The sequence below is a fragment of the Amycolatopsis ruanii genome (genome assembly GCF_003385175.1).
In the GTDB taxonomy this organism is placed as follows: domain Bacteria; phylum Actinomycetota; class Actinomycetes; order Mycobacteriales; family Pseudonocardiaceae; genus Amycolatopsis_E; species Amycolatopsis_E thermalba.
Map to the genome: position 1 here is coordinate 82077 of NZ_PQHY01000002.1, position 23572 is coordinate 105648.

Here is a 23572-nt window from a genome sequence, read left to right on the forward strand (position 1 = left end):
CCGGGGTCATCTTTTTTTGCGGGTGGCCTGCCGCGAATGCGGAACTCGCGCGCGGGGACGTGGGACTCGCGGACCTGAGCGTGGGACTCGCGCGCGGGAGCGTGGGACTCGCGGTGGTGGGGGTGGGGCGGGCCAGTAGCATCACCAGACGTGACAGCACTGCTCGGACCAGCCGAGATCCGGGGCTTGGCCGCCGAGCTGGACGTCCGTCCCACGAAGAAGCTCGGCCAGAACTTCGTGCACGACCCCAACACCGTCCGCCGCATCGTCGACCTCTCCGGAGTGGGCGACGGCGATCACGTCCTCGAAGTCGGCCCGGGCCTGGGTTCGCTGACGCTCGGCCTTCTGGACTCGGGGGCCACGGTCACCGCCGTCGAGATCGACCCGGTCCTCGGGCAGCGCCTGCCGGTCACCATCACCGAGCGCGCGCCCGAAGCCGTCCCCCGGTTCACCGTCCAGATCCGGGACGCTCTCAAGCTCCGGCGCGCGGACCTGGCCCAGGAGCCCACGCACCTGGTCGCCAACCTGCCCTACAACGTCGCCGTCCCGGTGGTCCTGCACCTGCTCGCCGAGCTGCCCTCGCTGGCGCACGGCCTGGTGATGGTCCAGACCGAGGTCGCCGACCGGATGGCCGCCGGCCCGGGCAGCCGCATCTACGGCGTCCCCAGCGTGAAGCTCGCCTGGTACGGCCCGGCCCGCAAGGTCGCGCCCGTGCCCCGCGCGGTGTTCTGGCCGGTGCCCAACGTGGACTCCGCGCTCGTCGCGTTCGAGCGGTCCGCGGAACCGGTGTCGGACGCGAACCGGGACGAGGTGTTCGCCGTCGTGGACGCCGCCTTCGCCCAGCGCCGGAAGACCCTGCGCGCCGCGCTGGCGTCGTGGGCCGGTTCGGGGGAGCGGGCCGAGGCGATCCTCCGCGCGGCCGGTGTCGATCCGCGCACCCGGGGCGAGCAGCTCGGGGTAAGGGACTTCGCCAGGATCGCGGCGAGCAAGTCCTTACCACCGTTGGTGTGATCTCGCACCTGATCCGCGCCGGGGACTTGCCAAAAAGATGTGAAGTCCGTTCTACTCTTTGAGGTATCCATCCCGAGCGGCTGAGAGACCTGGCTCGCCGAAGCCGCAGCAACCACCCCACCCGGGGCAGGTGCTAACGCCAGGACCGATGGAGGATTCCTGTGTATCGCACGATGCTCACGAGGCGCCGCGTCGTCGACGAATGTCGTCGCACGGTCTGTGCGTGTCGTCGCTGACCGCTTCTGAACCACCACTTTTCCCTGTCTTCGCCTGACCGTCCGCACTGGACGGTCGCCTTGGTGTGCGGTCGGCGCGTTCGCGCCTGTTGTGCTGGAGCCATTCGTGATCACTGTCGAAAACCTGACCAAGTCCTTCCCCGGTGCCGCCAAGCCCGTCCACGCCCTGCGGGACGTGAGCGTCGAGGTGCCCGCCGGCGCCCTGTTCGGCGTCGTCGGCCCGGCCGGCTCCGGCAAGTCCACCCTGACCCGGTGCATCGCCCTGCAGGAGAAGCCCGACCGCGGTGTCGTGCGCCTGGACGGCCTGAACACCACCGGCCTCGACGGGCGGCGGCTGCGTGAGGTGCGCCGCCAGGTCGCGGTGCTGGACGCGCAGCCGGTGCTGCACGCCGAGCGCACCGTGGCCGGCAACGTCGCGGCCCCGCTGGAGCAGCTCGGCCTGGACGGTCCGCAGCGCCGCAGCCGCGTCGGCCGCCTGCTCGACCTGGCCGGCCTGACCCAGCGCGCCGCGCTGCGCCCGAGCGAGCTGACCCCGGGACAGCGCCGCCGCGTCGCGCTGGCGCGATCGCTCGCCGCCGGCCCGGCCGTGCTGCTCGCCGACGACCCGACCGCCGGTGTCGGCGCGGAGGAGACCGGCGGCGTGCTGACCGTCCTCGACCGCGCCCGCGCGGAGCTGGGCGTCACCGTGCTGCTGACCACCCAGGACGGCGCCGCGGTGCGGCGCGTCTGCGACGGGGTCGCGGCGCTGGAGGACGGGCGGCTCGTCGAGCAGGGCACCGTGCTGGAGCTGCTGGCCAACCCGGCGAGCAAGGTCGCGCAGAGCCTGCTGCCCCCGATCGACACGCCGCGCAGCCAGTCGTCGAGCTACGACCGGTCCGTCGACGTCGTGCTGATCGGCTTCGCGGCCGTCGGCGCGCTGCTGCCCGAGGCTTCCGCGCGGTTCGAGGTCGAGCTCGCCACGATCGGCGGCGGCCTGACCCGCGTCGGTGACACCCCGGTGGCCCGCTTCCGGGTCGGCGTCAACGGCAGCCAGGCCGACGCCGCGCTGGCGTGGATCGCCGACCGCGGCGCCTCCGTCGTGCACCCGAAGGAAGGCCCGAAGAGCGTCGTCGCGGCCTGATCCCGCACACGGCAGGAGGGGCGTCCCGTCCGGGACGCCCCTCCGCTCGTCTCACTTGCGGACGAGGACCCCGACCGCGATAGCGCCGAGTGCCACGATCCCCGCGGCCCAGCCGTTCGCCACGGCGTACCCGTGCACGGTCGCCGCGGGCAGGGCCAGCCCGGCGGCCGAGGCGGTCGCGCTCGCGGCGATCGTGTTCAGCGACGCCGTGCCGATCGACGCGCCGACCTGCTGGGAGGTCGTGATGAACGCCGACGCCACCCCGGAGTCCGCCGGCTCCACCCCGGCGGTCGCGATGTTCATGACCGTCGGCATCGCCAGCCCGGCGCCGGCCCCGAGCACCAGCGTCACCGGCAGGATGAGGCTCCAGTAAGACGTGTCGACCGACAACTGGGTCAGCCCGGCGAGCCCGGCCGCCATCAGCAGGAGCCCGATCACCAGCAGCGGGCGCGGCCCGGTCCGCGGGATCAGCCGCCGCGTCAGCAGGGTCGAGACCGTCACGTTGGCCGCCAGGAACGGCAGGAACGCCAGTCCGGCGCCGAGCGCGCCGAAGCCCATGATCGCCTGCAGCTGGTAGGTGACGAACAGGAACATCCCGAACATCCCGAACGCGGCGATCGCGATGGTCAGGAAGCCCGACGAGCGGGTCCGGTCGGCGACGACGTGCAGCGGCAGCAGCGGGTTCCCGACCCGGGCCTGCCGGAACACGAACCCGGCCAGCAGCACCACCGCGGCGGCCAGCGTGCCGAGCACCACCGCCGAACCCCAGCCGCGGCCGGCGGCCTCGGACAGGCCGTAGACGAGGCCGGCGATCCCGGCGCTGCCCAGCACCGCGCTGAACCAGTCCAGCCGCGTCGACCGGTGGCCCGGCACCTTCGGCAGCACGAACCAGCCCGCGACGGCGGCGGCGACGGCGATCGGCAGGTTCACGTACAGGCACCAGCGCCAGGACGCGTACTCGGCCAGCGCGCCACCGGCCACCAAGCCGAGCGCGCCGCCGGACATCATGATCGCGCTGAAGATCCCGAACGCCTTGGCCCGCTCCTTCGCCTCGGTGAACGTGATGGTCAGCAGCGAGAGCGTGGACGGCGCCAGCAGCGCGGCGAAGACCCCCTGGGCCGCGCGGGCGGCGATGAGCAGGCCAGGCCCGGAGGCCATCCCGCCCAGCGCGGAGGCGGCGGCGAAGCCGAGCGCGCCCACGATGAGCGTGTTCTTGCGGCCCAGCCGGTCGGCCAGCCGCCCGCCGAGCAGCAGCAGACCGCCGAAGGCCAGCGTGTAGGCGCTGATCGTCCACTGCCGGGCGACGTCGGACATGCCGAGGTCGGCCTGGGCGGTGGGCAACGCGATGTTGACGATCGTCGTGTCGATGATGACGAGCAGCTGGGCGAGCCCGACGACGGCGAGCGCCAGCCACTTCCTCGAATCCGTGGGCGCCGTCACCGGCGCCGGAGTGGTGGTGGTCATGGTGGAACCCCCTGGTGGAGAACTGGGTTAGACTGAGAGCAACCATTGCTAGTCGGCCGACAAGTAATGGCGCCGACGACACGGTAGGCCCATTGCTAGCCGGTCGTCAAGCAAGTTTGAGAGTTCCTCAGGAAGGACGGTCATGGCGGGGCGGCGGACCGACACGCGCGAGCGCATCCAGCAGATCGCGCTGGACCTGTTCGTCGAGCAGGGCTACGAGAAGACGTCGTTGCGGGAGATCGCGGAGGCGCTGGGCGTCACCAAGGCCGCGCTCTACTACCACTTCCGCACGAAAGAGGACATCGTCCACAGCCTGATCGAGGACATCGGCACCTCGCTCGACGAGATCATCGAGTGGGCGCGGGCGCAGGACGACCACGCGCGGGCCCGCGAGGAGCTGCTGCGCCGGCTCTCCGCGCTGATCCAGGGCCGGTTCGGGCCGATCATGCGGTTCATGCAGGACAACCAGCCCGCGCTCAAGGAGCTGCACGCCGGGCACGTCCTGGCCAAGCGGATGAAGGAGCTGTTCACCTTCCTCGTCCCGGCCGACGCCGCCCCCGAGGACCAGCTGCGCGCGCGGCTGGCGCTGATCGCGCTGATGGTCGGCAACAGCCCGCAGTTCCTGGACGAGAACCCGTCGCCGGAGTCGGCCGAGGTGGCGTTGCGCGTCGCACTGGAGCTTGCCTCTCCGCGCTCTCCGGGGGGCACGTAGGCTTGACTGGTGCTCGCCGTCGTACCGCCACCTGTCACCGTCAGGGTGCCCTCCAAGATCAACCTGCACCTGTCGGTCGGCGACCTGCGCCCGGACGGTTTCCACGATCTGACGACCGTCTTCCACGCGCTTTCGCTGACCGACGAGGTCACCGTCGCGCTGGCCGAGGAGCCGGGCGTCGAGGTCTACGGCGAGGGTGAGCAGGTCGTGCCCACCGGCGCCAGCAACCTCGCCTGGCGCGCGGTCGAGGCGCTGGCCGCGCACGTCGGCAAGACCGACGGCGCGTCGAACGTCCGGGTGGTCCTCCGCAAGGGGATCCCCGTCGCGGGGGGTATGGCGGGCGGCAGCGCCGACGCCGCGGGCACGCTGGTCGCGCTCGCGTCGCTGTGGAAGCTGGACATCGGGCGCGACGAGCTGGCCGGGATCGCCGCGAAGCTCGGCTCGGATGTGCCGTTCGGGCTCTACGGCGGCACCGCGCTGGGCACCGGCCGCGGTGAGCAGCTGGTCCCGGTGCTGTCCCGGCACACCTTCCACTGGGTGCTCGCGTTCGACCAGCGCGGGCTGTCCACCGAGCGCGTCTACCAGGAGCTGGACCGGCTCCGCGAGACCGGCAACCCGCCGCGCGTGGGCTCGCACGCGCCGGTCGTCGAGGCGCTGGCCTCCGGCGACCCGCGTCAGCTGGCCCTGCTGCTCGGCAACGACCTGCAGGCCGCCGCGGTGTCGCTGCGGCCCGGCCTGCGCCGCACGCTGCGTGCCGGGGTGAACGCCGGTGCGCTGGCCGGCACCGTCTCCGGTTCCGGCCCGACATGCGCGTTCCTGTGCGCCGACGCGGAATCCGCCCTCGAGGTCGCGGCCGAGCTGGCCGGGGCCGGGGTGTGCCGGACGGTCCGGGTCGCGCACGGCCCGGTGCCGGGCGCGCGGCTCGTTGGCGGCGACGAACACCGACCCACTCCTCCGCAGGTGCACGCGTAGTGGCAAATCTGATCAACCTCGAGGCGGTCTCCAAGTCCTACGGGGTCCGCCCGCTGCTGGACAACGTCTCCCTCGGTGTCGGCGAAGGCGAGCGCATCGGCGTCGTCGGCCTCAACGGTGGCGGCAAGACGACGCTGCTGGAGGTCCTCTCCGGACTCGCCGAGCCGGACTCGGGCCGGGTCAGCCAGGTCCGCGGGCTGCGGCTCGCGGTCGTCACCCAGCGCACCGAGCTCGCCGAGGGCAGCACGATCCGCGACGCCGTGCTGGCCGGTTTCGACGCCGAGCACGAGTGGGCGGCCGACTCCCGGGTCCGGTCCATTGTGGAGGGACTCGGGATCACCGAGCTGGGGCTGGACAACCCCACCGGGACACTGTCCGGTGGGGAGCGTCGCCGGGTCGCGCTGGCCGCCGCGCTGATCGGCGACCTGGACCTGCTCGTGCTCGACGAGCCGACCAACCACCTGGACGTGGAAGGCGTGCGCTGGCTCGCCGACCACCTGCTGGCGCGGCGGTCCGCGCTCGTGGTCGTCACCCACGACCGGTGGTTCCTGGACACGGTGTGCGGGCGGACCTGGGAGGTCGCCGACGGCCGCGTCGAGCAGTACGAGGGCGGGTACGCCGACTGGATCTTCGCGCGCGCCGAGCGGGCACGGCTCGCGGCGTCGATGGAGGAGAAGCGGCGCAACCTCGCGCGCAAGGAACTGGCCTGGCTGCAGCGCGGCGCGAAGGCCCGCACGTCGAAGCCGCGGTACCGGATCGAGGCGGCCGAGGCGCTGATCGCGGACGTCCCGGAGCCGCGGAACAGGGCCGAGCTGATGTCGTTCGCGAAGCGGCGGCTCGGCAAGACCGTGCTGGAGCTGGAGGACGTGACCCTCAAGGCCGGGGACAAGCCGGTCGTCGAGGGCCTGACCTGGCGGATCGGCCCGGGTGACCGGTTCGGGCTGGTCGGCGTGAACGGCTCGGGCAAGACGACGCTGCTGAAGCTGCTCGCCGGGGAGCGCGAACCGGTCGCGGGCAAGCGGATCGAGGGCAAGACGGTGCGGCTGGCGCACCTGTCGCAGGAGCTGGACGAGCTGCCCGGGCAGCTGCGCGTGCTGGAGGCCGTCGAGGAGGTCTCGGCGCGGGTCGTGCTGGGCAAGCAGGAGCTGTCGGCGTCGCAGCTGGCGGAGAAGCTCGGGTTCCCGCCCGCGCGGCAGTGGACGCCGGTCGAGGACCTCTCCGGCGGCGTGCGGCGGCGGCTGCAGCTGGCGCGGCTGCTGATGGCCGAGCCGAACGTGCTGCTGCTCGACGAGCCGACGAACGACCTGGACATCGACACGCTGCAGCAGCTGGAGGACCTGCTGGACTCCTGGCCGGGCACGATGGTCGTCGTCTCGCACGACCGCTACCTGGTGGAACGCGTGACGGATGCGGTGTACGCCCTGTTCGGCGACGGCCGGATCACGCACCTGCCCGGCGGCATCGACGAGTACCTGTCCCGGCGGGCCGCCGCACGCACCCCGGTGGCCGCGAAGCCCGCGCCGAAGACGTCCAGCGCGGCGGAGTTCCGGGCGGCGCAGAAGGAACTGTCCCGGTTGGAGCGCAGGCTGGACCAGCTGCACACGCGGGAGACCAAGCTGCACGAGCAGCTGGCCGAGCACGCCACCGACCCGGACAAGCTGGTCGAGCTGAACACGGAGCTGAAGACGGTCCGCGCGGAGATCGAGGACGTCGAGGCGCGCTGGCTGGAGACCTCCGAACTGGTGGAGTAGCCCGGGGTGACCACCCAGCGACCACCCACCCGAGGCGAGCCGACAACGTTCCCCCGTCATCCCGGAGCCTGCCCGTCCGGCGAGGACATCTCTTGATCTTTAGAGGTGACGTTGGGCAGGCGAAGAGCCCGCCCTGTGGGCGGAGAGCGCCAGGGTGGCTGGTGTCTGCCACTCCGGGCCGGATGGTGCCGATGTCTTGGCCGTTGCATGATGCGCGAGAGCGCGTGGCTGCTGTGCGTTGCCGCACCCGGGCGGTGTCCGGGGCACCGCATTGCCGTCAGGCGCGGGCGTAGCCGCCGAGTGAGGGTTCCAGCAGCGCGAACGCCTGCTCGGCTTCGGGGCCGACCACGGCGGCGATCTCCGGGTTGGCGCGGCTGGCCAGCGTCAGCTCCTGGATGCGCGCGAACAGCACGCGGTGCACCCCGCCGAGCACGGCCGCCGCCGCCCGGGGAGTGATGTCTCCGGGCGCGGCGCCGGTCGCGTCGGCGAGAGCGGCGGCCAGGGCTGCCTCGCGCTGGTCGTGCAGGCCGCGCAGGCACACCGAGAGGGTCGGGCTGTCTGCGATCATGCGGCTGAACTCCGGGCCGGCGAACCCCGCCACCGGGTCCTGCCGCTCGACCGCGTCCAGGAAATCCCGGCGCAGCGCGGACAGCGCCGGCTCACCGGGCCGGCGGGCCGCGACCGTGCGGGCGAGGCTCGCGACGAACTCGTCCTGGTGGTCGAAGGCCAGGTCCTCCTTGCGCGGGAAGTAGTTGGTCACCGTCTTCTTCGCCACTCGCGCGGCCTCCGCGATCTCCGCGATGGTCGTCTGCTCGAAGCCCTTCGCCATGAAGAGCCGGGTCGCTTGGTCGGAGATCAACTGCCGCGTCTCTTGCTTCTTGGCTTCGCGGAGGCCGGTGACGGTCATGAGCGAATCTTACCCCCGTCCTACTTTTATGTTGACAAGCGACTTGATCGCGGGATAAGTTTATGTCGGTCGTAAGTTTACTCCTGTGAGGTGTCCGTGCCAGACCCCACCGTGCTCCACCCGCTCGCCGAGACCCGCGCGTGGTGTTCCTGAAACCCCTGGTCACCGATCCGCGCATCCAGGTCGGCGAGTTCACCTACTACGACGACCCGGACGCCGCCACCGAGTTCGAAACCCGCAACGTCCTCTACGCCTACGGGCCGGAGAAGCTGATCATCGGCAAGTACTGCGCGATCACCGCCGGCACGCGGTTCCTGATGGCCGGGGCGGAACACCCGACGATGGGGGTGTCGACCTACCCGTTCACCATGTTCGGCGGCGCGTGGGCGGAGTCCACACTGGACCTCGTCACGAACATGCCCAGCCGGGGCGACACGGTGGTGGGCAACGACGTCTGGTTCGGCTACGGCGCGACCGTCATGCCCGGCGTGCGGATCGGCAACGGCGCGATCATCGCCGCGGGCGCGGTCGTCACCGCCGACGTGCCGCCGTACACGATCGTCGGCGGCAACCCGGCCCGGCCGATCCGCGCCCGGTACAGCCCGGAGGACGTCGAACGGCTGGAGCGCGCCGCCTGGTGGGACTGGCCGGTCGAGCTGGTCACCCGGCACGTGCGGACGATCATGTCGGGCAGTCCGGCCGACATCGCGGCGATCGAGGAGGTGCGGGCGTGACCGCCGAATTCGACCGTCAGGTCGCCAACCTGGTGGACCGCGGCTACCCGGAGCTCGCCGGGCTCGACGAGGACGGCTTCCGGGCCCTGGTCGAGCCGCTGCGCGCCGCGGCGCCGTCCGGCGACCCCGTCCCGGACGCGGGCCGCCTGCAGGTCCTGCTGGTCGTGACCCGCAAAGCCGCCCCGATCGAGGAGACGATGCCGCACACGGCCCTGCACAACGGGCGCCTGCCCGGGTTCGTCGACCACTCCTTCGAACCCGGATCGCTCGACCGGTTCGTGGCCACCGTGGACCTGCCGGCCGCGGACGCCTACCTGCTGCTCGACGTCGAGCGCGGTGAGGAGTTCTGCGGTGCCGTCCCGGACGACGCGATGGCGGTGATCGCCGGCCGGGGCCGCACCCCGCTCACGATCGAGGAGGGCATCGCCCTGATCACGCACTTCCCGGAGGTGCTGGTCAAGAACAAGTGCTTCTCGCTGGGTGGTTCGCGCTGCGGGGACCGGCGGGTGCCGGCGATCTGGATCAGCAAGCGGGCGCCGAAGCTCGGCTGGTGCTGGCAGGGCAACCCGCACACCTGGCTGGGCATGGCCTCGGCCGGCTCCCGCGCCGCCTGACGAGCCGGTGCCGGGCGGGCCGCTCCCGCCCGGCACCGGGTCTCACATCTCCGTGCCCGCCGAGAACATCACCGGACGGACCTCGATGCCCAGGCCGTCGACCTCGGCGTCCGGGATCATCGCGGCCAGCTCCAGGGCGCGTTCCCGGCTTTCGACGTCGACCAGGTAGTACCCGCCCAGGTACTCCTTGGCCTCCAGGTACGGGCCGTCGGTCACCACCGGGAGGCCGTCGCGCACCCGCACGACGGCGCTGTTCGACGGGTCGGCCAGCGCGTGGGTGCCGATGAACTCGCCGGACTCCCGGATCGCGTCCATGAACGGTCCGTGCCCGGTCATGATCGCGGTGCGCTCCTCCTCGGTCAGCGACTCCCAGACGGCGGGGTTCACGTGCATGATCAGCAAGTACTTCACGGGTGCCTCCTCATAGGGTGTCTACACCAGGAGATCGGAGCCGCGGCCCGGTTCTCGACATCTCCGCCGACCTCACGCGCCCCCCGATAAGGTGAGCGCCATGAGTCGGTTCGTGGAGACGCTCGTCCGCACCGCTGCGGAGGGTGGTCAGTTGCGTGGCATGGTCACCGGGGAGCCGAAGGAACCGGTCCGCCGGACCTGGGCCGAGGTCCACGAGCAGGCCCGGCGCATGGCCGGCGCGCTGGTCGCCGGGGGACTGGAGCCGGGCAGCGCCGTCGCCGTGCTGGCCGGGGCGCCGGCCCTGATCGCGCCGACGGTGCAGGCGGTGTGGCTCGCCGGGGGCAGCGTGACGATGCTGCACCAGCCCACCCCGCGCACCGACCTCGCGCTGTGGGCCGAGGACACCGTCAAGGTGCTGGGCATGATCGACGCGAAGCTCGTCGTCCTCGGCGAGCCGTTCGACGCGCTCGCGCCGGTGCTCACCGAGCACAACATCGGGTTCCGGATGATCACCGACCTGTTCGACGGCGAGCCGATCGCCGAGCCGGTGCCGCGCGGCGAGGACGACCTGGCGCTGCTGCAGCTCACCAGCGGCTCGACCGCCGACCCGAAGGCCGTGCGGATCACCCACGGCAACCTCTACACCAACGTCAAGGCCATGGTGGAGCGGGCGGAGTTCGACTTCGCGGAGGACATCATGGTGTCCTGGCTGCCCACCTTCCACGACATGGGCATGGTCGGGTTCCTGACCGTGCCGATGACGTTCGGCGTCGAGCTGATCAAGATCACCCCGGCGGAGTTCCTCACCGGCCCGCTGATCTGGCCCGAGCTGATCAGCAAGTACCGCGCCACCACGACCGCCGCGCCGAACTTCGCGTACGCGATCGTGGGCAAGCGGCTCGCGCGGGTCGAGGACGAAAACGCTTACGACCTGTCCACGCTGCGGATCGCGCTCAACGGCGCCGAGCCGATCGACGAGTCCGCCGTGCAGGCGTTCGTCGACGGCGGCGCCCGGTTCAAGATGCCGCCGGAGTGCGTGTTCCCCGCCTACGGCATGGCCGAGGCGACGCTCGCGGTGTCGTTCGCGCCGCTGTTCACCGGCCTGACGCTGGACGTCATCGAGGCCGACGCGCTGGAGACGGACAACCGCGCGGTGCCGGTGCCCGAGGGCGATCCGCGCCGCGGGACCGAGGAGGTCCGCTCGTTCGCCGTGCTGGGCCGTCCGCTGGACGGGCTGGAGGCGCGGATCGTCGACGACAACGGCAAGGTGCTCGGTGACCGCGAGGTGGGGGAGATCCAGCTGACCGGGCCGGCCGTGACGCCCGGGTACCTGACGATGGAGGGCCCGAAGCCGACGCAGGACGCGGACGGCTGGCTCGCGACCGGCGACCTCGGGTACCTGGTCGACGGGCAGATCGTGATCTGCGGGCGCCGCAAGGACGTCATCATCATGGGCGGCCGCAACATCTACCCGACGGATATCGAGCGCGCCGCGACCTCGGTGGAGGGGGTGCGGGCGGGCAACGCGGTGGCCGTGCGGATCGACGCCGGGACGCGGCGGGAGCGGTTCGCGGTGGTGCTGGAGTCGAAGCTGGCGGGTGATGCCGAAGCCGAGCGGCGGCTGCAGAAGGAGGTCGCGGCCCGGGTCCGCGACGCGGTGGACGCCCGGCCGTACGCGGTGGTCGTCCTGCCGGCCGGCAGCCTGCCCAAGACACCGTCCGGAAAGGTCAAACGCGCGGCGACGGCGGTGCAGTACGCCGAGGCGATCGCGCGGAACGCCAGCTCCTGACGACACCCCACCCTCCGCGACGGTGAAACTCGCGCGCCGGAGCGCAGAACTCGCCGCGCCGAGCGCGGAACTCGCGGCGCTGAGCGTGGAACTCGCGGCGCTGAGCGTGGAACTCGCGGCGCTGAGCGTGGAACTCGCGGCGCTGAGCGTGGAACTCGCGGACCGGAGTGTGGGACTCGCGGGGTGCGCGAGTCCCACGCTCCTGCGCGCGTGTCCCACCTTCGGGCGCGCGTGTCCCACCTTCCGGCGTGCGAGTTCTGCGTTCCTGTGCGTGAGTTCTGCGGTCGTGCGCGTGAGTTCTGCGATCGTGCGCGTGAGTTCTGCGGTCGGGTTAGTCCGGGAGGGTCACCTTGGGGATCTCGGTCGGGGCGCCTTCCGTGCGCGGGGCGGTCGCCTGCGTCACGGTCCGCGCCTCGGGCACCGGGTAGGGGCGGCCGCCGCGGCGGGCGAACTCGTCTTCCACCTGGTCGAGGAACTCGTCGACCTCGCGTTCGTCGTAGCCCCGCTTGCCGAGCAGGGGCTTGCTGAACATGACGTGATGCACCTCGGCGGCCGTCAGGTCGTCCTCGCCGGCCAGGGTCCTGGCGATGCGCTCGACGAACTCGTCGACCTCGTGCTTGGCGTACCCGCGCCGGCCGATGGGGGCGTTACCGAACTCGACTCGATACACGTCTTCGGCGGAAAGGGACATGAGGAGTACTCCAGTTCAGCGTGGTCGGGACAACTTCCCTAATCCCGTCCTAGCTGCCGGATCAAACCTCCGGAAGGGCATTCGTGCCCCTGGAACTCCATAGAGCGGTGTGACCCACACCTGTGGGTGACCACCGTTCACCCAGCGTGGAAGTCGTTCTGGGCCGCCGTCAGCCCTTTGCCGATCAGCGCCTCGACGGCGTCGGCGCACCGGTCCAGCTCCAGCGGGAGGTCCTTGCGCTCGACCGACGAGAAGTCCTTGAGCACGAAATCGGCCGGGTCCATCCGGCCCGGCGGCCGCCCGATGCCGAAACGCACGCGGTAGTAGTCACGCGTGCCGAGCGACTTGCTGATCGACCGCAGCCCGTTGTGGCCGCCCTCGCCGCCGCCGAGCTTGAGCTTCAGCCCGCCGAACGGCAGGTCCAGCTCGTCGTGCACGACGACCACACCGCTCGGGTCGACCTTGTAGAACTTCGCCGCCCCGGCCACCGGGCCGCCCGAGACGTTCATGAACGACCGCGGCTTGACCAGCACGACACGGCGCCCGGCGAGGCGGCCCTCCAGGACCTCGGCGCCGGACTTGTGGGTCTTGAACTTGCCGCCGACGCGGGCGGCGAGTTCGTCGAGCACCATGAAGCCCACGTTGTGCCGGTTGCCGGCATAACGCGGGCCGGGATTGCCGAGGCCGACGAGCAGAACCTGCTCGCCGGCCCCGGGGACGTCCGAACTCACTTACTCTTCGGTGCTCTCGGCCGGCTCCTCGCCGGTCTCCTCGGCGGGCTCCGCGGAGGTGGCCTGCGCCTCGTTGACCGCGACGACCAGGCTCTCCGGGTCGGTCAGCAGGACAGCACCGGCGGGCAGGGTGACCTGCGAGGCGAGGATCTGGGTGCCGGCCTCGGCGCCCGCGATGGACACCTCGAACTGCTCCGGGATGTGCAGGGCCTCGACCTCGATGGACAGGGTGTCGACCTCCTGCACCTGCAGGGTGCCCGGGGCCGGGTCGCCGGTCAGCACGACCGGGACGTCCACGGTGACCTTCTCGCCCCGCTGGACGACCAGCAGGTCGACGTGCTCGATGTAGTTCTTGATCGGGTGCACGGTGACCGTCTTGGTCAGGGCCAGCTCGGTGTCGCCGTCGAGGTTGAGGGTGAGGACGGCGTTGCTGCCGTTCTCACGGATGACGCGGGCGAACTCCAGAGCGGGCAGGGCCAGGTGACGGGGGTCGGTACCGTGGCCGTACAGCACGGCGGGAACCTTGCCGGCGCGACGGGTGCGGCGCGCGGCGCCCTTGCCGAACTCGGTGCGGGGCTCGGCGGACAGACGTACCTCGGACACGGTGTAGCACTCCTTCAAACATTTTGCGTGGCGGCGCAGATGGCGGGTGGTCGTACCGGCGGCGAGTTCCACGGACATGCTCGAGCAGCGGACCTCAAGCCGCCGCGTCGATCACGTCGGGCACCGGGTGCAGCATGGAGCCCGCCTCGCCGAGACAACCTGTTCAGTGTAATCACCCGGCGCGGCAAGGGCGCGGTGGGGTCGCAAGCGCACGAACCCGGGCGGAGTCGCCCTTCGGGCGAAGGCGCCTACGGCGCCGGACGGACGCCTTGGGTGCCGACCTCCCCCGCCCCCGATTCCGGATTGTGTTTCGGTCGCCGAGCAGTCGTGTCAAGGCGGGAAAGAGTACCTTGACACGCCTGGTCGGCGACCAAAGATCGGCTGTGGATCGGGGAGCGGGGGAGGTCCGGGGCGTGGTCGGTCTTCTTGCGTTGCCGGGTGCCGGTTCGTCGGTGGTTTCTACCTTCTGTGTGCACCGATCGGATGACAGCTTCTTCGGTCAGGAACTCTGGAACCTGAATGTGCGTCTCATTCACAACTGCCGTTCCAGTGGGGAGCGAGGGGTCGGATGCGCCTGCGCGGTCTCGCGGTGCTCGTCCTCGTTCTGCTCGTCTCCTGTGAGGCTCCCCCGCGTCCCGCGGCGCCGGATCCGCTCTCAATCGTTGACTCGGCTCTGTCGGCTCTCGCTGCTGAACCGGCCGTCGCCTATCGGGTGGGCGATACCACCCTGGTCGTCACCAAGGGTGGGCTCGCCGAGGGGCGGTTCCGGCTCGGCGACGAACCCGTCCAGGCCCTCCGCGTGGGGGGCTCCCTCTACGTCCGCGCCTCCCCGGCCCACTGGCAGCGCCAGGGCATGTCCGCGCCCCGCGCGGAGCGGTTCGGTGCCCAGTGGACCAGGGCCGACCGCGGCATGCCGTTCGACCCGGGGCGTCTCCTGCCGCCGCAGGTGGTCGCCGCCGCGCTGCGGGCCGCCCTGCCGCGCGGTGTGCCACCGGTGCGGGTGGGCGACGTGTTCGACCTCGCCGGGCTGCGCGTCACCGCCACCTCGCCCCACCGCGTCCTCGGCTTCCCGCCCGCGTTCCTCGGGCCGGTCGCCGACGAACTCGGGCCGCACGAGATCGCACTCGGCGACGTGCACCTGCCCGGCCTGCGTGACCGGCTCGACGACGAAGTCGCCGACCTCGGACAGCCCCTCATCGCCGGGCCGGTCGTCGCCGCACGGGTCACCGACCACGACCTGCGCTGCGCGGCCAACGGCGCCTGCACGGACACCGTCCGCGTCGACAACCGCTTGCTCGGCGCGGCCCCCAGCGCCGCCGCCCGCATCAACCTGACCTCGACCGTCACCTCCGACGCCCTCGGCGCCCGCACCTGCGCACGGGAGGTCGTGCTGCCCCTGGACACCGCCGCCGACGTCTCCTGCTCGGTCAAGTTCACCCTGCCCCGCACCGACGGTGCGACCAGGCTCCAGGCCGCACCGTCGGTGACCGCCGAACCCGTCGCCGTCGTCGACCCCGACGCGCTCAAACGGGACGTCGCCGCCGAGCTAGAACCGTAGGAGCGCGATCACCGGCGCGAACTCCTCCAGGAACATCTCGAACACCGTGAAGTAGGTGAACCCGTACCGGTCCCGCATCGCCCGGATCTTCGCGGCGATCTCCTCCGGCGTCCCGGCCAGCACCAGCGCCAGCGCCACCAGCCGCTCCGCCGACCAGCCCAGCTCGGCGGGCTCGTCGGCGAGCCACTCCGTCAGCGCGGGCACCGGATCGTCGGCCACCACGACGTTCTGGATCAGCATGTTGAACTCCAGCGGCCGCGTGCTCGCCGACCGCACGAACCCCACCCGCTCGTCCAGCTCGTCCGCGCCGGCCAGGTCGAACGTGCCCGGCGGGAAGCCCCGTGCGTGCTTCAGGCCGGCGAAGCCGACGATGTCGGCGTGCTCCGCGGCCAGCCGCAACACCCCGTCGCTGTTGCCCGCGATCAGCAGCGGCGGCACGTCGTCCAGGCGGTCCCGCAGCACGTCCACGGTCCGGGCCAGGTGCTCGATCCGCTCGGCGGGCGGCGCGAACCGCAGCCCGGCGTCGTCGAACTCGGACTTCATGTGCCCGGACCCGAGCCCGACGTCCAGCCGGCCGCCGGTGAGCAACGCGGTCGATTCGATCTCGCGGGCCAGCAGCACCGGGTTGTAGAAGGGCGCGTTGAGCACCAGGTGCCCGACCCGCACCCGCTCGGTGGCCTGGGCGGCCGCCACCAGCGCCGGGAACGGGGCCGGCATGCCCAGGTGGTCGGGGATGGTGATGGTGTCGTAGCCCAGCTCCTCGGCGCGACGGCACTTGGCCGCCCAGTCGTCATGCCCGGTCAGGAACCGCAGGGAAACACCGAAACGGAAGTCGGTCATGCCCGTGACGCTACGAACGGAACGGGCCTTCCGCCGCTGGTTTCGCCAGCGGCGGAAGGCCCGGGGGAGAACTCAGGCGTTGCCGTCGAACAGGCTGGTGACCGAGCCGTCCTCGAACACCTGCTGGATCGCCTCCGCCAGCAGCGGCGCGATCGACAGGACCGTCAGGTTCGCGAAGTGCTTCTCCGGCGCGATCGGCAGCGAGTTGGTGACGATGACCTCGCGCGCCTTGCAGTTGGACAGCCGCTCGGTGGCCGGGTCGGACAGGATGCCGTGCGTGGTCGCGATGACGACGTCCGCGGCGCCCTCGGCGAGCAGCGCGTCGGTGGCCTTCACGATCGTGCCACCGGTGTCGATCATGTCGTCCACCAGGATGCACAGCTTGCCCTCGACCTGGCCGACGACGCGGTTGGCCACGGCCTGGTTCGGCTTGTCGGGGTCACGCGTCTTGTGGATGAACGCGATCGGCCGGTCGCCCAGCTGCGCGGCCCACTTCTCGGCCAGCCGCACGCGACCCGAGTCCGGCGAGACCACGGCGATGTCGGCGTCGCCGTAGGTCTTCTTGATGTGGTCGGCCAGCAGGGTCTGCGCGAACAGGTGGTCCACCGGGCCGTCGAAGAAGCCCTGGATCTGCGCGGTGTGCAGGTCGACCGTCATGATCCGGTCGGCGCCCGCGGTCTTGAACAGGTCGGCGATCAGCCGGGCCGAGATCGGCTCGCGGCCCTTGTGCTTCTTGTCCTGCCGCGCGTACGGGTAGAACGGCATGACCACGGTGATGCGCTTGGCGCTGGCGCGCTTGAGCGCGTCCACCATGATCAGCTGCTCCATCACCCACTCGTTGATGGGCGTGGTGTGGCTCTGGATGACGAAGGCGTCCGTGCCGCGGACCGACTCCTCGAAACGCACGAACAGCTCGCCGTTGGCGAAAGTGTGCGCCGTCTGCGGGGTGATCGTCACGTTGAGGTGCTCAGCGACCTCCTCCGCGAGTTCCCGGTGTGCGCGGCCGGAGAAGAGCATGAGGTTCTTCTTCGGCGTGCCAGACTTAGGACTCATCAGACGACTCCCGCTCGGTCTCTTCCTGGTTTTCCTGCGCGGCGAGCGCGGCCTGGGCCGCCTCCGCCGCAGGGGTGCCCGGCCGGCGGCGAGGCACCCAGCCTTCAATATTGCGCTGTGGTCCAGTCGACACCGCCAGCGCCCCCGGTGGGACGTTCCGCCTGATCACAGTGCCAGCGCCCGAGTACGCACCGTCACCAACGGTGACCGGCGCGACGAACATGTTGTCCGACCCGGTCTTGACGTGCGAGCCGATCGTGGTGTGGTGCTTGCGCACGCCGTCGTAGTTGACGAACACGCTGGACGCGCCGATGTTGCTGTACTCGCCGATCGTCGCGTCCCCGACGTAGGTCAGGTGCGGCACCTTCGTGCCGGTGCCGATGTCGGCGTTCTTGGTCTCGACGAACGTGCCGATCTTGCCCTTGGTGCCCAGCTTGGTGTTCGGCCGCAGGTAGGCGAACGGGCCGACGCTCGCGCCCTCGCCGATCTCCGAGTCGTAGCCGTGCGCGCGGACCACCTGGGCGCCGGCGCCGACGGTCACGTTGGTCAGCGTGGTGTCCGGCCCGATCACCGCGCCCTCGCCGACCTTCGTCGCGCCCTTGAGCTGCACGCCCGGCTCGATCACGACGTCACGGGCCAGCTCGACGCCCACGTCCAGCCACACCGACGCCGGATCCACCACGGTGACCCCGGCGCGCTGCCAGCGCTGCACCAGGCGGCGGTTCAGCTCGGCGCCGATCGCGGCGAGCTGGACGCGGTCGTTGACCCCCTCGGTCAGCCAGGGGTCGTCCACCACGAGCGCGCCCACGCCACGGCCGTCGCCGCGGGCGATCGCCGGCACGTCGGTCAGGTACAGCTCGCCCTGCGCGTTGTCGGTGGACAGCCGGGTCAGCGCGTCGGCGAGGACGGCCGCGTCGAACGCGTACACCCCCGAGTTGATCTCGTCGATCTCCAGCTGCTCGGGCGTGGCGTCCTTCTGCTCGACGATCGCGGTGACCGCGCCGGCCGCGTCGCGCACGATCCGGCCGTAGCCGGTCGGGTCGGCGACCACGGAGGTCAGGACGGTGACCGCGTGACCGTTCTCGCGGTGCTCGGCCAGCAACGCGGCCAGGGTTTCGGTGTCCAGCAACGGGACGTCGCCGTAGCTGACGACGACCGTGCCCGAAAGTCCTTCGGGCAGAACGGACAAGGCGCACGAAACGGCGTCGCCGGTGCCGTTCTGCTTCTCCTGCACCGCGGTCGCGACGGGCCGCCCCAGCGCCTCGCCGACCGTGCCCAGGTGCTCGGCGACGGCCTCCCGGCCGTGTCCCACGACGACCACGAGGTGGTCCGGCGAGAGCCCGGCTGCGGCCCGGACGGCGTGCTCGACCAGCGGTCGCCCGGCCAGCAGGTGCAGCACCTTCGGGGTGTTCGAACGCATCCGGGTGCCCTCGCCCGCGGCGAGGATGACGGTGCTCAGCGGGCCGGTCACGGCACTCCCAACGAATCCGGGACGGGTGGTGGCGGGGCCCGATCCTACGTGTCTTCCCCGGCAGCCGACTCCGGGTCGCCGTCCGGGCCGGGTTCCGCCTCTGCGGTATGGGGCTCGCCCGCCGCCGACTGGGCCGTCGCCACCTGGTTGCCGCCGCCGCGTTTCGCCTGGTACATCGCCGCGTCGGCACGGGCCAGCACCTGGTCGGCGCGCTCCTGCGGGCGCAGCGACACCAGGCCCACCGACAGGGTGACCCCGTGCGAGAGGTGGTGGGGCAGCGAGTCGACCGCGGTGACCGCACGGCCGAGCGCCTGCTTGGCCGCCGACACCGGCGCCCCGGGCAGCAGCGCGACGAACTCGTCACCGCCGTAGCGGGCCACGATGTCGTCGCCGCGCAGCGCGTCCCGCAGCGTCGAGGCGACCACGCGCAGCACGTCGTCGCCCTCCGCGTGCGAGTGCTGGTCGTTGACGCCCTTGAAGCCGTCCAGGTCGATCAGCGCGACCGCGAGCGGCTGGGCGGTGGTCGACGCGGACAGCGTGCGCAGGTGCTCGTCGAGCGCACGCCGGTTGGGCAGGCCGGTCAGCGGGTCCTGCAGCGCCTGCTGGCTGATCGCGCCGTGCTGCGCGGACAGCCGCTCGTGCTCGCGGCGGGTGTCCAGGGTCGCCAGCTGCGACTCGCGCATGTGCCACAGCTCGACCTCCAGCGCGGCCGAGTACTCCGCCAGCGAACGCGACGCCTCGCTGTCGGCCTCGCTGTCCAGCCGCGCGATCTCCCGCATCAGGTGCAGGCGCATCGACGGCATCGAGTTGTCCTCGGCGAGGTTGAGCTTGGTCGCGTACAGCGCCTTGAGCGCGTCGTCGCGCTGGCCGGTCTGCTCCAGGCAGCGGGCCAGCGCGATCGTGACGATGACCTGCTCGTGCGGGTAGCCCGGCTCGATCAGCAGCCGCTGCAGCCGGTCGGCGTGCGAACCGTCCGGCGCGGCCAGCGCGAGGGCCGCGACGTGCACGCCGACCTGGTCCACGGCAGGCACGCCGATCCGCCGCGGGAACAGCGACTCGGCGAACGGCGCCTCGACCGCGACCGCCATCGACGCGGCCGTGCTGAACTTGGCCGCGGCCTCCTCGTGCCGCTCGACGCGCTCCAGCCGCAAGCCCCAGCCCAGCAGCATCTTGATGCGGTTCATCAGCTGCAGGGTGATTTCGTGCGGGCCCGCGGTCTCGCGGATGGCCTGGTGGGCGCGGGCGATGACCTCCTCGGCCGCCTCGTACACGCCCAGCTGGTTCAGCACGATCCAGCAGTCGACCAGCGCGCTGGACTGCGTCTTGGCCCACTCCCGGCGGGACATGTGCATGTCCGGGGAGTTCGAGTCGTCCAGGATCGCCAGCGCGCGGGCGATCTCGGTCAGCGCCGCGTCCTCCTGCTTGGCCAGTACGAGACGGCGGCCGCGCAGCGCGTGCGCGTCGGCGCGGAACAGCGCCAGGCCGTGGCGGCGGGTGTGGGCCAGCATCTCGTCGAGCAGGGGCTCGGCCTCGGCCGCGAGACCGCGGGTGACCAGCCGTCCCAGCGCGGCGGCCCGCAGGAGCTGGGACACCAGGACCGGTTCGCCGCGGCGCTGGGCCTCGTCGAGCAGCTCGTCCATCGTGCGGACGATCTCCAGCTGCTCGCCGTGCTCGGTGTGCTGCACGGCCGCGATCAGTTCCCGGGCGCGCCCGGCCAGCCAGGCATCGGAGAGCTCGGCCAGTGCCGGCCGCCTGGTCTTCTGTCCGCTCTCGCCTTGCAGCGTGGCGCACCCCCTTCGGGCACGTCGGGGTAGGGCACGGCAGCTCCGCCGCCAGGACTCGAACCTGAACTATCAGAACCAAAATCTGAGGTGCTGCCAATTACACCACGGCGGATCGTGCCTGGTCAGGATAGCGACATCGGAAAACCGCGCCAGTCCTGGGGTTGAGTCGGGTGTTTAGACGTCTCCCCAGGGGGCAAAACCTCCTGTACCGTAACTTACGGAAACGTAGGTAAGGCAGACCTTTGTAGGTTTTCCCAGGTAGGAAGAAGTGTTGCGCATGACATCCACTCCGGTCATGGAACCACCTCAGACCAAGGGCCCGAAGCCGGTCATCGCCGGTCAGCGAGGCGCCGGTGTTCAGTTCTCGGTCTACCTCGGCGTGATACTCCCGCTGGCCGCGCTCATCGCCGCCGTGCCATTCGCTTGGGGGTGGGGACTGAGCTGGGTGGACGTCGGGCTGTTCATAGCCTTCTACGTCATCAGCGGTCTCGGGATCACCGTCTCGTACCACCGCTACTTCACGCACGGCTCGTTCAAGGCCAAGCCGTGGCTGCGCGTGGCGCTGGCCATCGCGGGCAGCTTCGCGGTGCAGGGCCCGGTGATCACCTGGGTCGCCGACCACCGGCGCCACCACGCGTTCTCCGACCGCGACGGCGACCCGCACTCGCCGTGGGCCTTCGGCACCTCGCCGCTGGCGATCGCCAAGGGCTTCTGGCACGCCCACATGGGCTGGCTGTTCGAGCGGGACACGAGCAACGCCGAGCGCTTCGCGCCGGACCTGCTCAAGGACCCGGCCATCAAGAAGGTCGACGAGCTGTTCCCGCTGTGGACCCTGCTCACGCTGACCCTGCCCGCCCTGCTCGGCGGCCTGATCACCTGGTCGTTCTGGGGCGCGGTCACCGCGTTCTTCTGGGCCGGTCTGGTGCGGGTGTGCGTGCTGCACCACGTCACCTGGTCGGTCAACTCGGTCTGCCACATGATCGGCGAGCGGCCGTTCGCGGCGCGGGACAAGTCCGCCAACTTCTGGCCGCTGGCGATCCTGTCCTTCGGCGAGTCGTGGCACAACCTGCACCACGCCGACCCGACCTCGGCGCGGCACGGTGTCAAGCGCGGGCAGATCGACATTTCCGCCCGCGTGATCTGGGCGTTCGAGAAGCTCGGGTGGGTGCACAACGTGCGCTGGCCCACCCCGCAGCGGCTCGCCCGCCTGGCAACCGAATAGTCTCTCCGAGTGGCGGGACGACGTCGAGCGAAGCGTGAGGCCACCGGGGTGCGGCCTCCGGGGCCGGTGTCACGCGTCCGGATGACGGGCGCGGAACGCCGGCAGCAACTGCTCGACGTCGCCCGCAAGCTCTTCGCCGAGAAGGGCTTCGACGGTACCTCCATCGAGGAGATCGCCCACCGGGCCAACGTCTCCAAGCCCGTGGTGTACGAGCACTTCGGTGGCAAGGAAGGCATCTACGCGGTCGTCGTCGACCGCGAGATGCAGTCCCTGCTCGACCGCATGGTGTCCACTTTGTACGGTGGGCACCCGCGGGCGATGCTCGAGCAGGCGGCCGGCGCGCTGCTGTCCTACGTCGAGGAGTCGCACGACGGCTTCCGCATCCTGGTCCGCGACTCGCCGGTGGCCAGCGTCTCCGGCACGTTCTCGACGCTGCTCAACGACATCGCGATGCAGGTCGAGCACATCCTCGCGCAGCAGTTCGACGCCCGCGGCTACGACGACAAGCTGGCGCCGCTCTACGCGCAGGCGCTCGTCGGCATGGTCGCCCTGACCGGCCAGTGGTGGCTCGACGCGCGCCGCCCCAAGCGCGACGAGGTCGCCGCGCACCTGGTCAACCTCGCCTGGAACGGGCTGTCCCACCTGGAGCACAAGCCCAAACTGCGCCTGAACTGAGCGCCTTGCCGCGCCGAGTCGAAGGCACAGCGGCGCTGATCAAGCCGCGTGGCCGGGCAGCGCCGTCTCGTTGCGCAGCGCCCGCAGGATGTCCAGCTCGCGCTCGATGTCCCGGCGCTTGGCCTCCAGGCGCTCGGCCTGCTGGGCGAGCAACTCCTCCATCGCCCCCGTGCGTTCCTCGGGCGGGGCTTCCAGGCAGGGCAGCAGTTCGTTGATCGTGGCGCTGCACAGGCCGGCCGCGAACAGGTGCTGGATCAGGACGACCCGCTCGACCATCGAGCTGTCGAAGTCGCGCCACCCGCCGGGGGTGCGCTCGGAGCGGATGAGGGCCTGCTCCTCGTAGTACCGCAGGGACCGGGTGCTGACCCCGGTGGCGTCGGCCAGCTCACCGATGCGCATCAGGCCTCCTCCAGACCGTCCGACTCTTGCAATTGACACCGGTGTCAAGTTTCACGATAGGGGCCGCACACGCAACCCACCCCCGTGAAAGGACATCCGTCGTGCATTGGCTCTACCTCGGTGTCGCGGTCATCTTCGAGATCACCGTCGCCATCTCCGCGGGCAAGGCCCAGGGCTTCACCCGGCCCGGCTGGACCGTCGCCACGCTGGTCAGCGGTGGCATCGCCACCTACCTGCTCAGCCTGGCGCTGCTGACCTTCGACGTCGGCGTCGGCTACGCGATCTGGACCTCCGTCGCCGGCGTCGGGATCGTCGTCCTCGGCGTGCTCCTCTTCGGCCAGCGTCTCGACTGGCGCAAGATCGCCGGGATCGCCGCCGTCATCGCCGGCGTCGTCGGCCTCCAGCTGAGCGGGGTGGCCTGACATGTCGACCGGCACCGCCACGCGCACGAACACCACCACCCGCCGCGCCCGGGCCTGGCTCGTCCTCCTGCTCGCCGGCGTCTTCGAAATCGGCTACGCGCTGTCCGTGGGCGGCAGCCAGGGCTTCACCGTGCTCTCCTGGTCGCTCGTCGCGGTCGTCTTCTTCCTGCTGACGCTGTTCGCCCTGAGCCTCGCCCTGCGCACCATCGACGTGGGCATCGGCTACGCGGTCTGGGCGGGTATCGGCGCCGCCGGGGCCGCGCTGCTCGGCCCGGTCTTCTTCGACGAGACCCTCACCCTGGCCAAGGCGTGCTGGCTCACCGTGATCATCGCCGGTGTCGTGTGGCTCAAGCTCGCCGACCGGCCCCGATCGTGATGTCAGAGCCGTGTCAGCCTCGTGTC

General features: G+C 71.2%; 23 protein-coding genes, 1 tRNA gene, 1 pseudogene and 1 riboswitch. Of the genes and pseudogenes, 13 read left to right on the top strand and 12 right to left on the bottom strand.

Annotation, left to right across the window (positions count from 1 at the left end):
* Window positions 1-150 precede the first annotated feature (150 nt).
* Both rsmA and D0D28_RS01505 read left to right on the top strand, forming a co-directional pair.
* Window positions 151-1011 (top strand): 16S rRNA (adenine(1518)-N(6)/adenine(1519)-N(6))-dimethyltransferase RsmA, encoded by an 861-nt coding sequence (gene rsmA / locus D0D28_RS01500; RefSeq protein ID WP_094004558.1) that lies wholly within the window; start codon window positions 151-153, stop codon window positions 1009-1011.
* Window positions 1012-1075: 64 nt separating this feature from the next.
* Window positions 1076-1166: riboswitch (SAM riboswitch) on the top strand.
* A 187-nt stretch (window positions 1167-1353) separates the two neighbouring features.
* Window positions 1354-2367 (top strand): methionine ABC transporter ATP-binding protein, encoded by a 1014-nt coding sequence (locus tag D0D28_RS01505; protein WP_116109443.1) that lies wholly within the window; start codon window positions 1354-1356, stop codon window positions 2365-2367.
* Window positions 2368-2418: 51 nt separating this feature from the next.
* Here the strand turns inward: D0D28_RS01505 and D0D28_RS01510 are convergent, their stop codons facing one another.
* Window positions 2419-3831, bottom strand: a complete 1413-nt coding sequence (locus D0D28_RS01510; protein ID WP_240323034.1) for an MFS transporter — start codon at window positions 3829-3831, stop codon at window positions 2419-2421.
* Between the two features lie 142 nt (window positions 3832-3973).
* On the opposite strand from D0D28_RS01510, the gene D0D28_RS01515 reads away from it, so the two are divergent.
* From D0D28_RS01515 to D0D28_RS01525, 3 genes are read left to right on the top strand one after another with little or no spacing between them, the layout of a single operon-like run.
* Window positions 3974-4543 carry a TetR/AcrR family transcriptional regulator gene (locus tag D0D28_RS01515; RefSeq protein WP_094004560.1) on the top strand — a complete coding sequence of 190 codons (570 nt, stop codon included), beginning with the start codon at window positions 3974-3976 and terminating at the stop codon, window positions 4541-4543.
* 9 nt (window positions 4544-4552) lie between these two features.
* The gene (locus D0D28_RS01520; RefSeq protein WP_116109444.1) at window positions 4553-5515 is read left to right on the top strand and encodes a 4-(cytidine 5'-diphospho)-2-C-methyl-D-erythritol kinase; all 963 of its coding nucleotides are present in this window, start codon (window positions 4553-4555) and stop codon (window positions 5513-5515) included.
* On the top strand, window positions 5515-7266 hold the full coding sequence (locus tag D0D28_RS01525; RefSeq protein WP_116109445.1) for an ABC-F family ATP-binding cassette domain-containing protein: 1752 nt from the start codon (window positions 5515-5517) through the stop codon (window positions 7264-7266). The genes D0D28_RS01520 and D0D28_RS01525 overlap by 1 nt, the downstream gene beginning before the upstream one ends.
* A 277-nt stretch (window positions 7267-7543) precedes the next feature.
* Here the strand turns inward: D0D28_RS01525 and D0D28_RS01530 are convergent, their stop codons facing one another.
* Window positions 7544-8173 (bottom strand): TetR/AcrR family transcriptional regulator, encoded by a 630-nt coding sequence (locus D0D28_RS01530; protein WP_116109446.1) that lies wholly within the window; start codon window positions 8171-8173, stop codon window positions 7544-7546.
* Between the two features lie 90 nt (window positions 8174-8263).
* Between D0D28_RS01530 and D0D28_RS37255 the strand changes: the two are divergent.
* Together D0D28_RS37255 and D0D28_RS01540 are read left to right on the top strand one after the other, a co-directional pair.
* Window positions 8264-8907: pseudogene (locus D0D28_RS37255) on the top strand (CatB-related O-acetyltransferase).
* Entirely contained in the window at window positions 8904-9521 is a 618-nt protein-coding gene (locus tag D0D28_RS01540; RefSeq protein ID WP_116109448.1) for a DUF5701 family protein, read from the top strand. The pseudogene D0D28_RS37255 and the gene D0D28_RS01540 overlap by 4 nt, the downstream one beginning before the upstream one ends.
* A gap of 42 nt (window positions 9522-9563) precedes the next feature.
* On the opposite strand, the gene D0D28_RS01545 is transcribed toward D0D28_RS01540, so the two are convergent.
* A complete protein-coding gene (locus tag D0D28_RS01545; RefSeq protein WP_116109449.1) occupies window positions 9564-9932 on the bottom strand; it encodes a YciI family protein in 369 nt (122 codons plus the stop codon).
* Window positions 9933-10032: 100 nt separating this feature from the next.
* On the opposite strand from D0D28_RS01545, the gene D0D28_RS01550 reads away from it, so the two are divergent.
* Window positions 10033-11721 carry a fatty acyl-AMP ligase gene (locus tag D0D28_RS01550; protein WP_116109450.1) on the top strand — a complete coding sequence of 563 codons (1689 nt, stop codon included), beginning with the start codon at window positions 10033-10035 and terminating at the stop codon, window positions 11719-11721.
* Between the two features lie 331 nt (window positions 11722-12052).
* On the opposite strand, the gene D0D28_RS01555 is transcribed toward D0D28_RS01550, so the two are convergent.
* From D0D28_RS01555 to D0D28_RS01565, 3 genes are all read right to left on the bottom strand, one after another.
* Complete coding sequence (locus tag D0D28_RS01555) at window positions 12053-12412, bottom strand: DivIVA domain-containing protein (RefSeq protein WP_094004572.1); 360 nt, start codon at window positions 12410-12412, stop codon at window positions 12053-12055.
* 137 nt (window positions 12413-12549) lie between these two features.
* Window positions 12550-13143 carry an aminoacyl-tRNA hydrolase gene (pth, locus tag D0D28_RS01560; RefSeq protein ID WP_094004573.1) on the bottom strand — a complete coding sequence of 198 codons (594 nt, stop codon included), beginning with the start codon at window positions 13141-13143 and terminating at the stop codon, window positions 12550-12552.
* Window positions 13144-13746 carry a 50S ribosomal protein L25/general stress protein Ctc gene (locus D0D28_RS01565; RefSeq protein ID WP_094004574.1) on the bottom strand — a complete coding sequence of 201 codons (603 nt, stop codon included), beginning with the start codon at window positions 13744-13746 and terminating at the stop codon, window positions 13144-13146.
* Between the two features lie 712 nt (window positions 13747-14458).
* Between D0D28_RS01565 and D0D28_RS01570 the strand changes: the two genes are divergently transcribed.
* Complete coding sequence (locus tag D0D28_RS01570) at window positions 14459-15304, top strand: hypothetical protein (protein ID WP_240323035.1); 846 nt, start codon at window positions 14459-14461, stop codon at window positions 15302-15304.
* Here the strand turns inward: D0D28_RS01570 and D0D28_RS01575 are convergent.
* From D0D28_RS01575 to D0D28_RS01595, 5 genes are all read right to left on the bottom strand, one after another.
* Window positions 15293-16144: a TIGR03621 family F420-dependent LLM class oxidoreductase gene (locus tag D0D28_RS01575; RefSeq protein ID WP_116109452.1), complete on the bottom strand. Its 852-nt coding sequence runs from the start codon at window positions 16142-16144 to the stop codon at window positions 15293-15295. The two genes, D0D28_RS01570 and D0D28_RS01575, sit on opposite strands and share 12 nt — an antisense overlap.
* A 72-nt stretch (window positions 16145-16216) precedes the next feature.
* Complete coding sequence (locus D0D28_RS01580; protein WP_116109453.1) at window positions 16217-17197, bottom strand: ribose-phosphate diphosphokinase; 981 nt, start codon at window positions 17195-17197, stop codon at window positions 16217-16219.
* On the bottom strand, window positions 17187-18668 hold the full coding sequence (gene glmU / locus D0D28_RS01585; RefSeq protein ID WP_116109454.1) for a bifunctional UDP-N-acetylglucosamine diphosphorylase/glucosamine-1-phosphate N-acetyltransferase GlmU: 1482 nt from the start codon (window positions 18666-18668) through the stop codon (window positions 17187-17189). Before glmU ends, D0D28_RS01580 begins: the two co-directional genes overlap by 11 nt.
* A 44-nt stretch (window positions 18669-18712) precedes the next feature.
* Window positions 18713-20353 carry a GGDEF domain-containing protein gene (locus tag D0D28_RS01590; protein WP_116109455.1) on the bottom strand — a complete coding sequence of 547 codons (1641 nt, stop codon included), beginning with the start codon at window positions 20351-20353 and terminating at the stop codon, window positions 18713-18715.
* A 139-nt stretch (window positions 20354-20492) separates the two neighbouring features.
* Window positions 20493-20564 (bottom strand) — tRNA-Gln (locus D0D28_RS01595).
* 183 nt (window positions 20565-20747) lie between these two features.
* Between D0D28_RS01595 and D0D28_RS01600 the strand changes: the two genes are divergently transcribed.
* Both D0D28_RS01600 and D0D28_RS01605 read left to right on the top strand, forming a co-directional pair.
* Complete coding sequence (locus tag D0D28_RS01600; RefSeq protein WP_369806788.1) at window positions 20748-21674, top strand: acyl-CoA desaturase; 927 nt, start codon at window positions 20748-20750, stop codon at window positions 21672-21674.
* Between the two features lie 81 nt (window positions 21675-21755).
* Entirely contained in the window at window positions 21756-22349 is a 594-nt protein-coding gene (locus tag D0D28_RS01605) for a TetR/AcrR family transcriptional regulator (protein ID WP_094004581.1), read from the top strand.
* 39 nt (window positions 22350-22388) lie between these two features.
* On the opposite strand, the gene D0D28_RS01610 is transcribed toward D0D28_RS01605, so the two are convergent.
* Complete coding sequence (locus D0D28_RS01610; protein WP_094004582.1) at window positions 22389-22748, bottom strand: MerR family transcriptional regulator; 360 nt, start codon at window positions 22746-22748, stop codon at window positions 22389-22391.
* A 101-nt stretch (window positions 22749-22849) separates the two neighbouring features.
* Between D0D28_RS01610 and D0D28_RS01615 the strand changes: the two genes are divergently transcribed.
* On the top strand, window positions 22850-23170 hold the full coding sequence (locus D0D28_RS01615) for a DMT family transporter (RefSeq protein WP_094004583.1): 321 nt from the start codon (window positions 22850-22852) through the stop codon (window positions 23168-23170).
* A gap of 1 nt (window position 23171) precedes the next feature.
* Window positions 23172-23546, top strand: a complete 375-nt coding sequence (locus D0D28_RS01620; RefSeq protein ID WP_094004584.1) for a DMT family transporter — start codon at window positions 23172-23174, stop codon at window positions 23544-23546.
* Window positions 23547-23572: the final 26 nt, after the last annotated feature.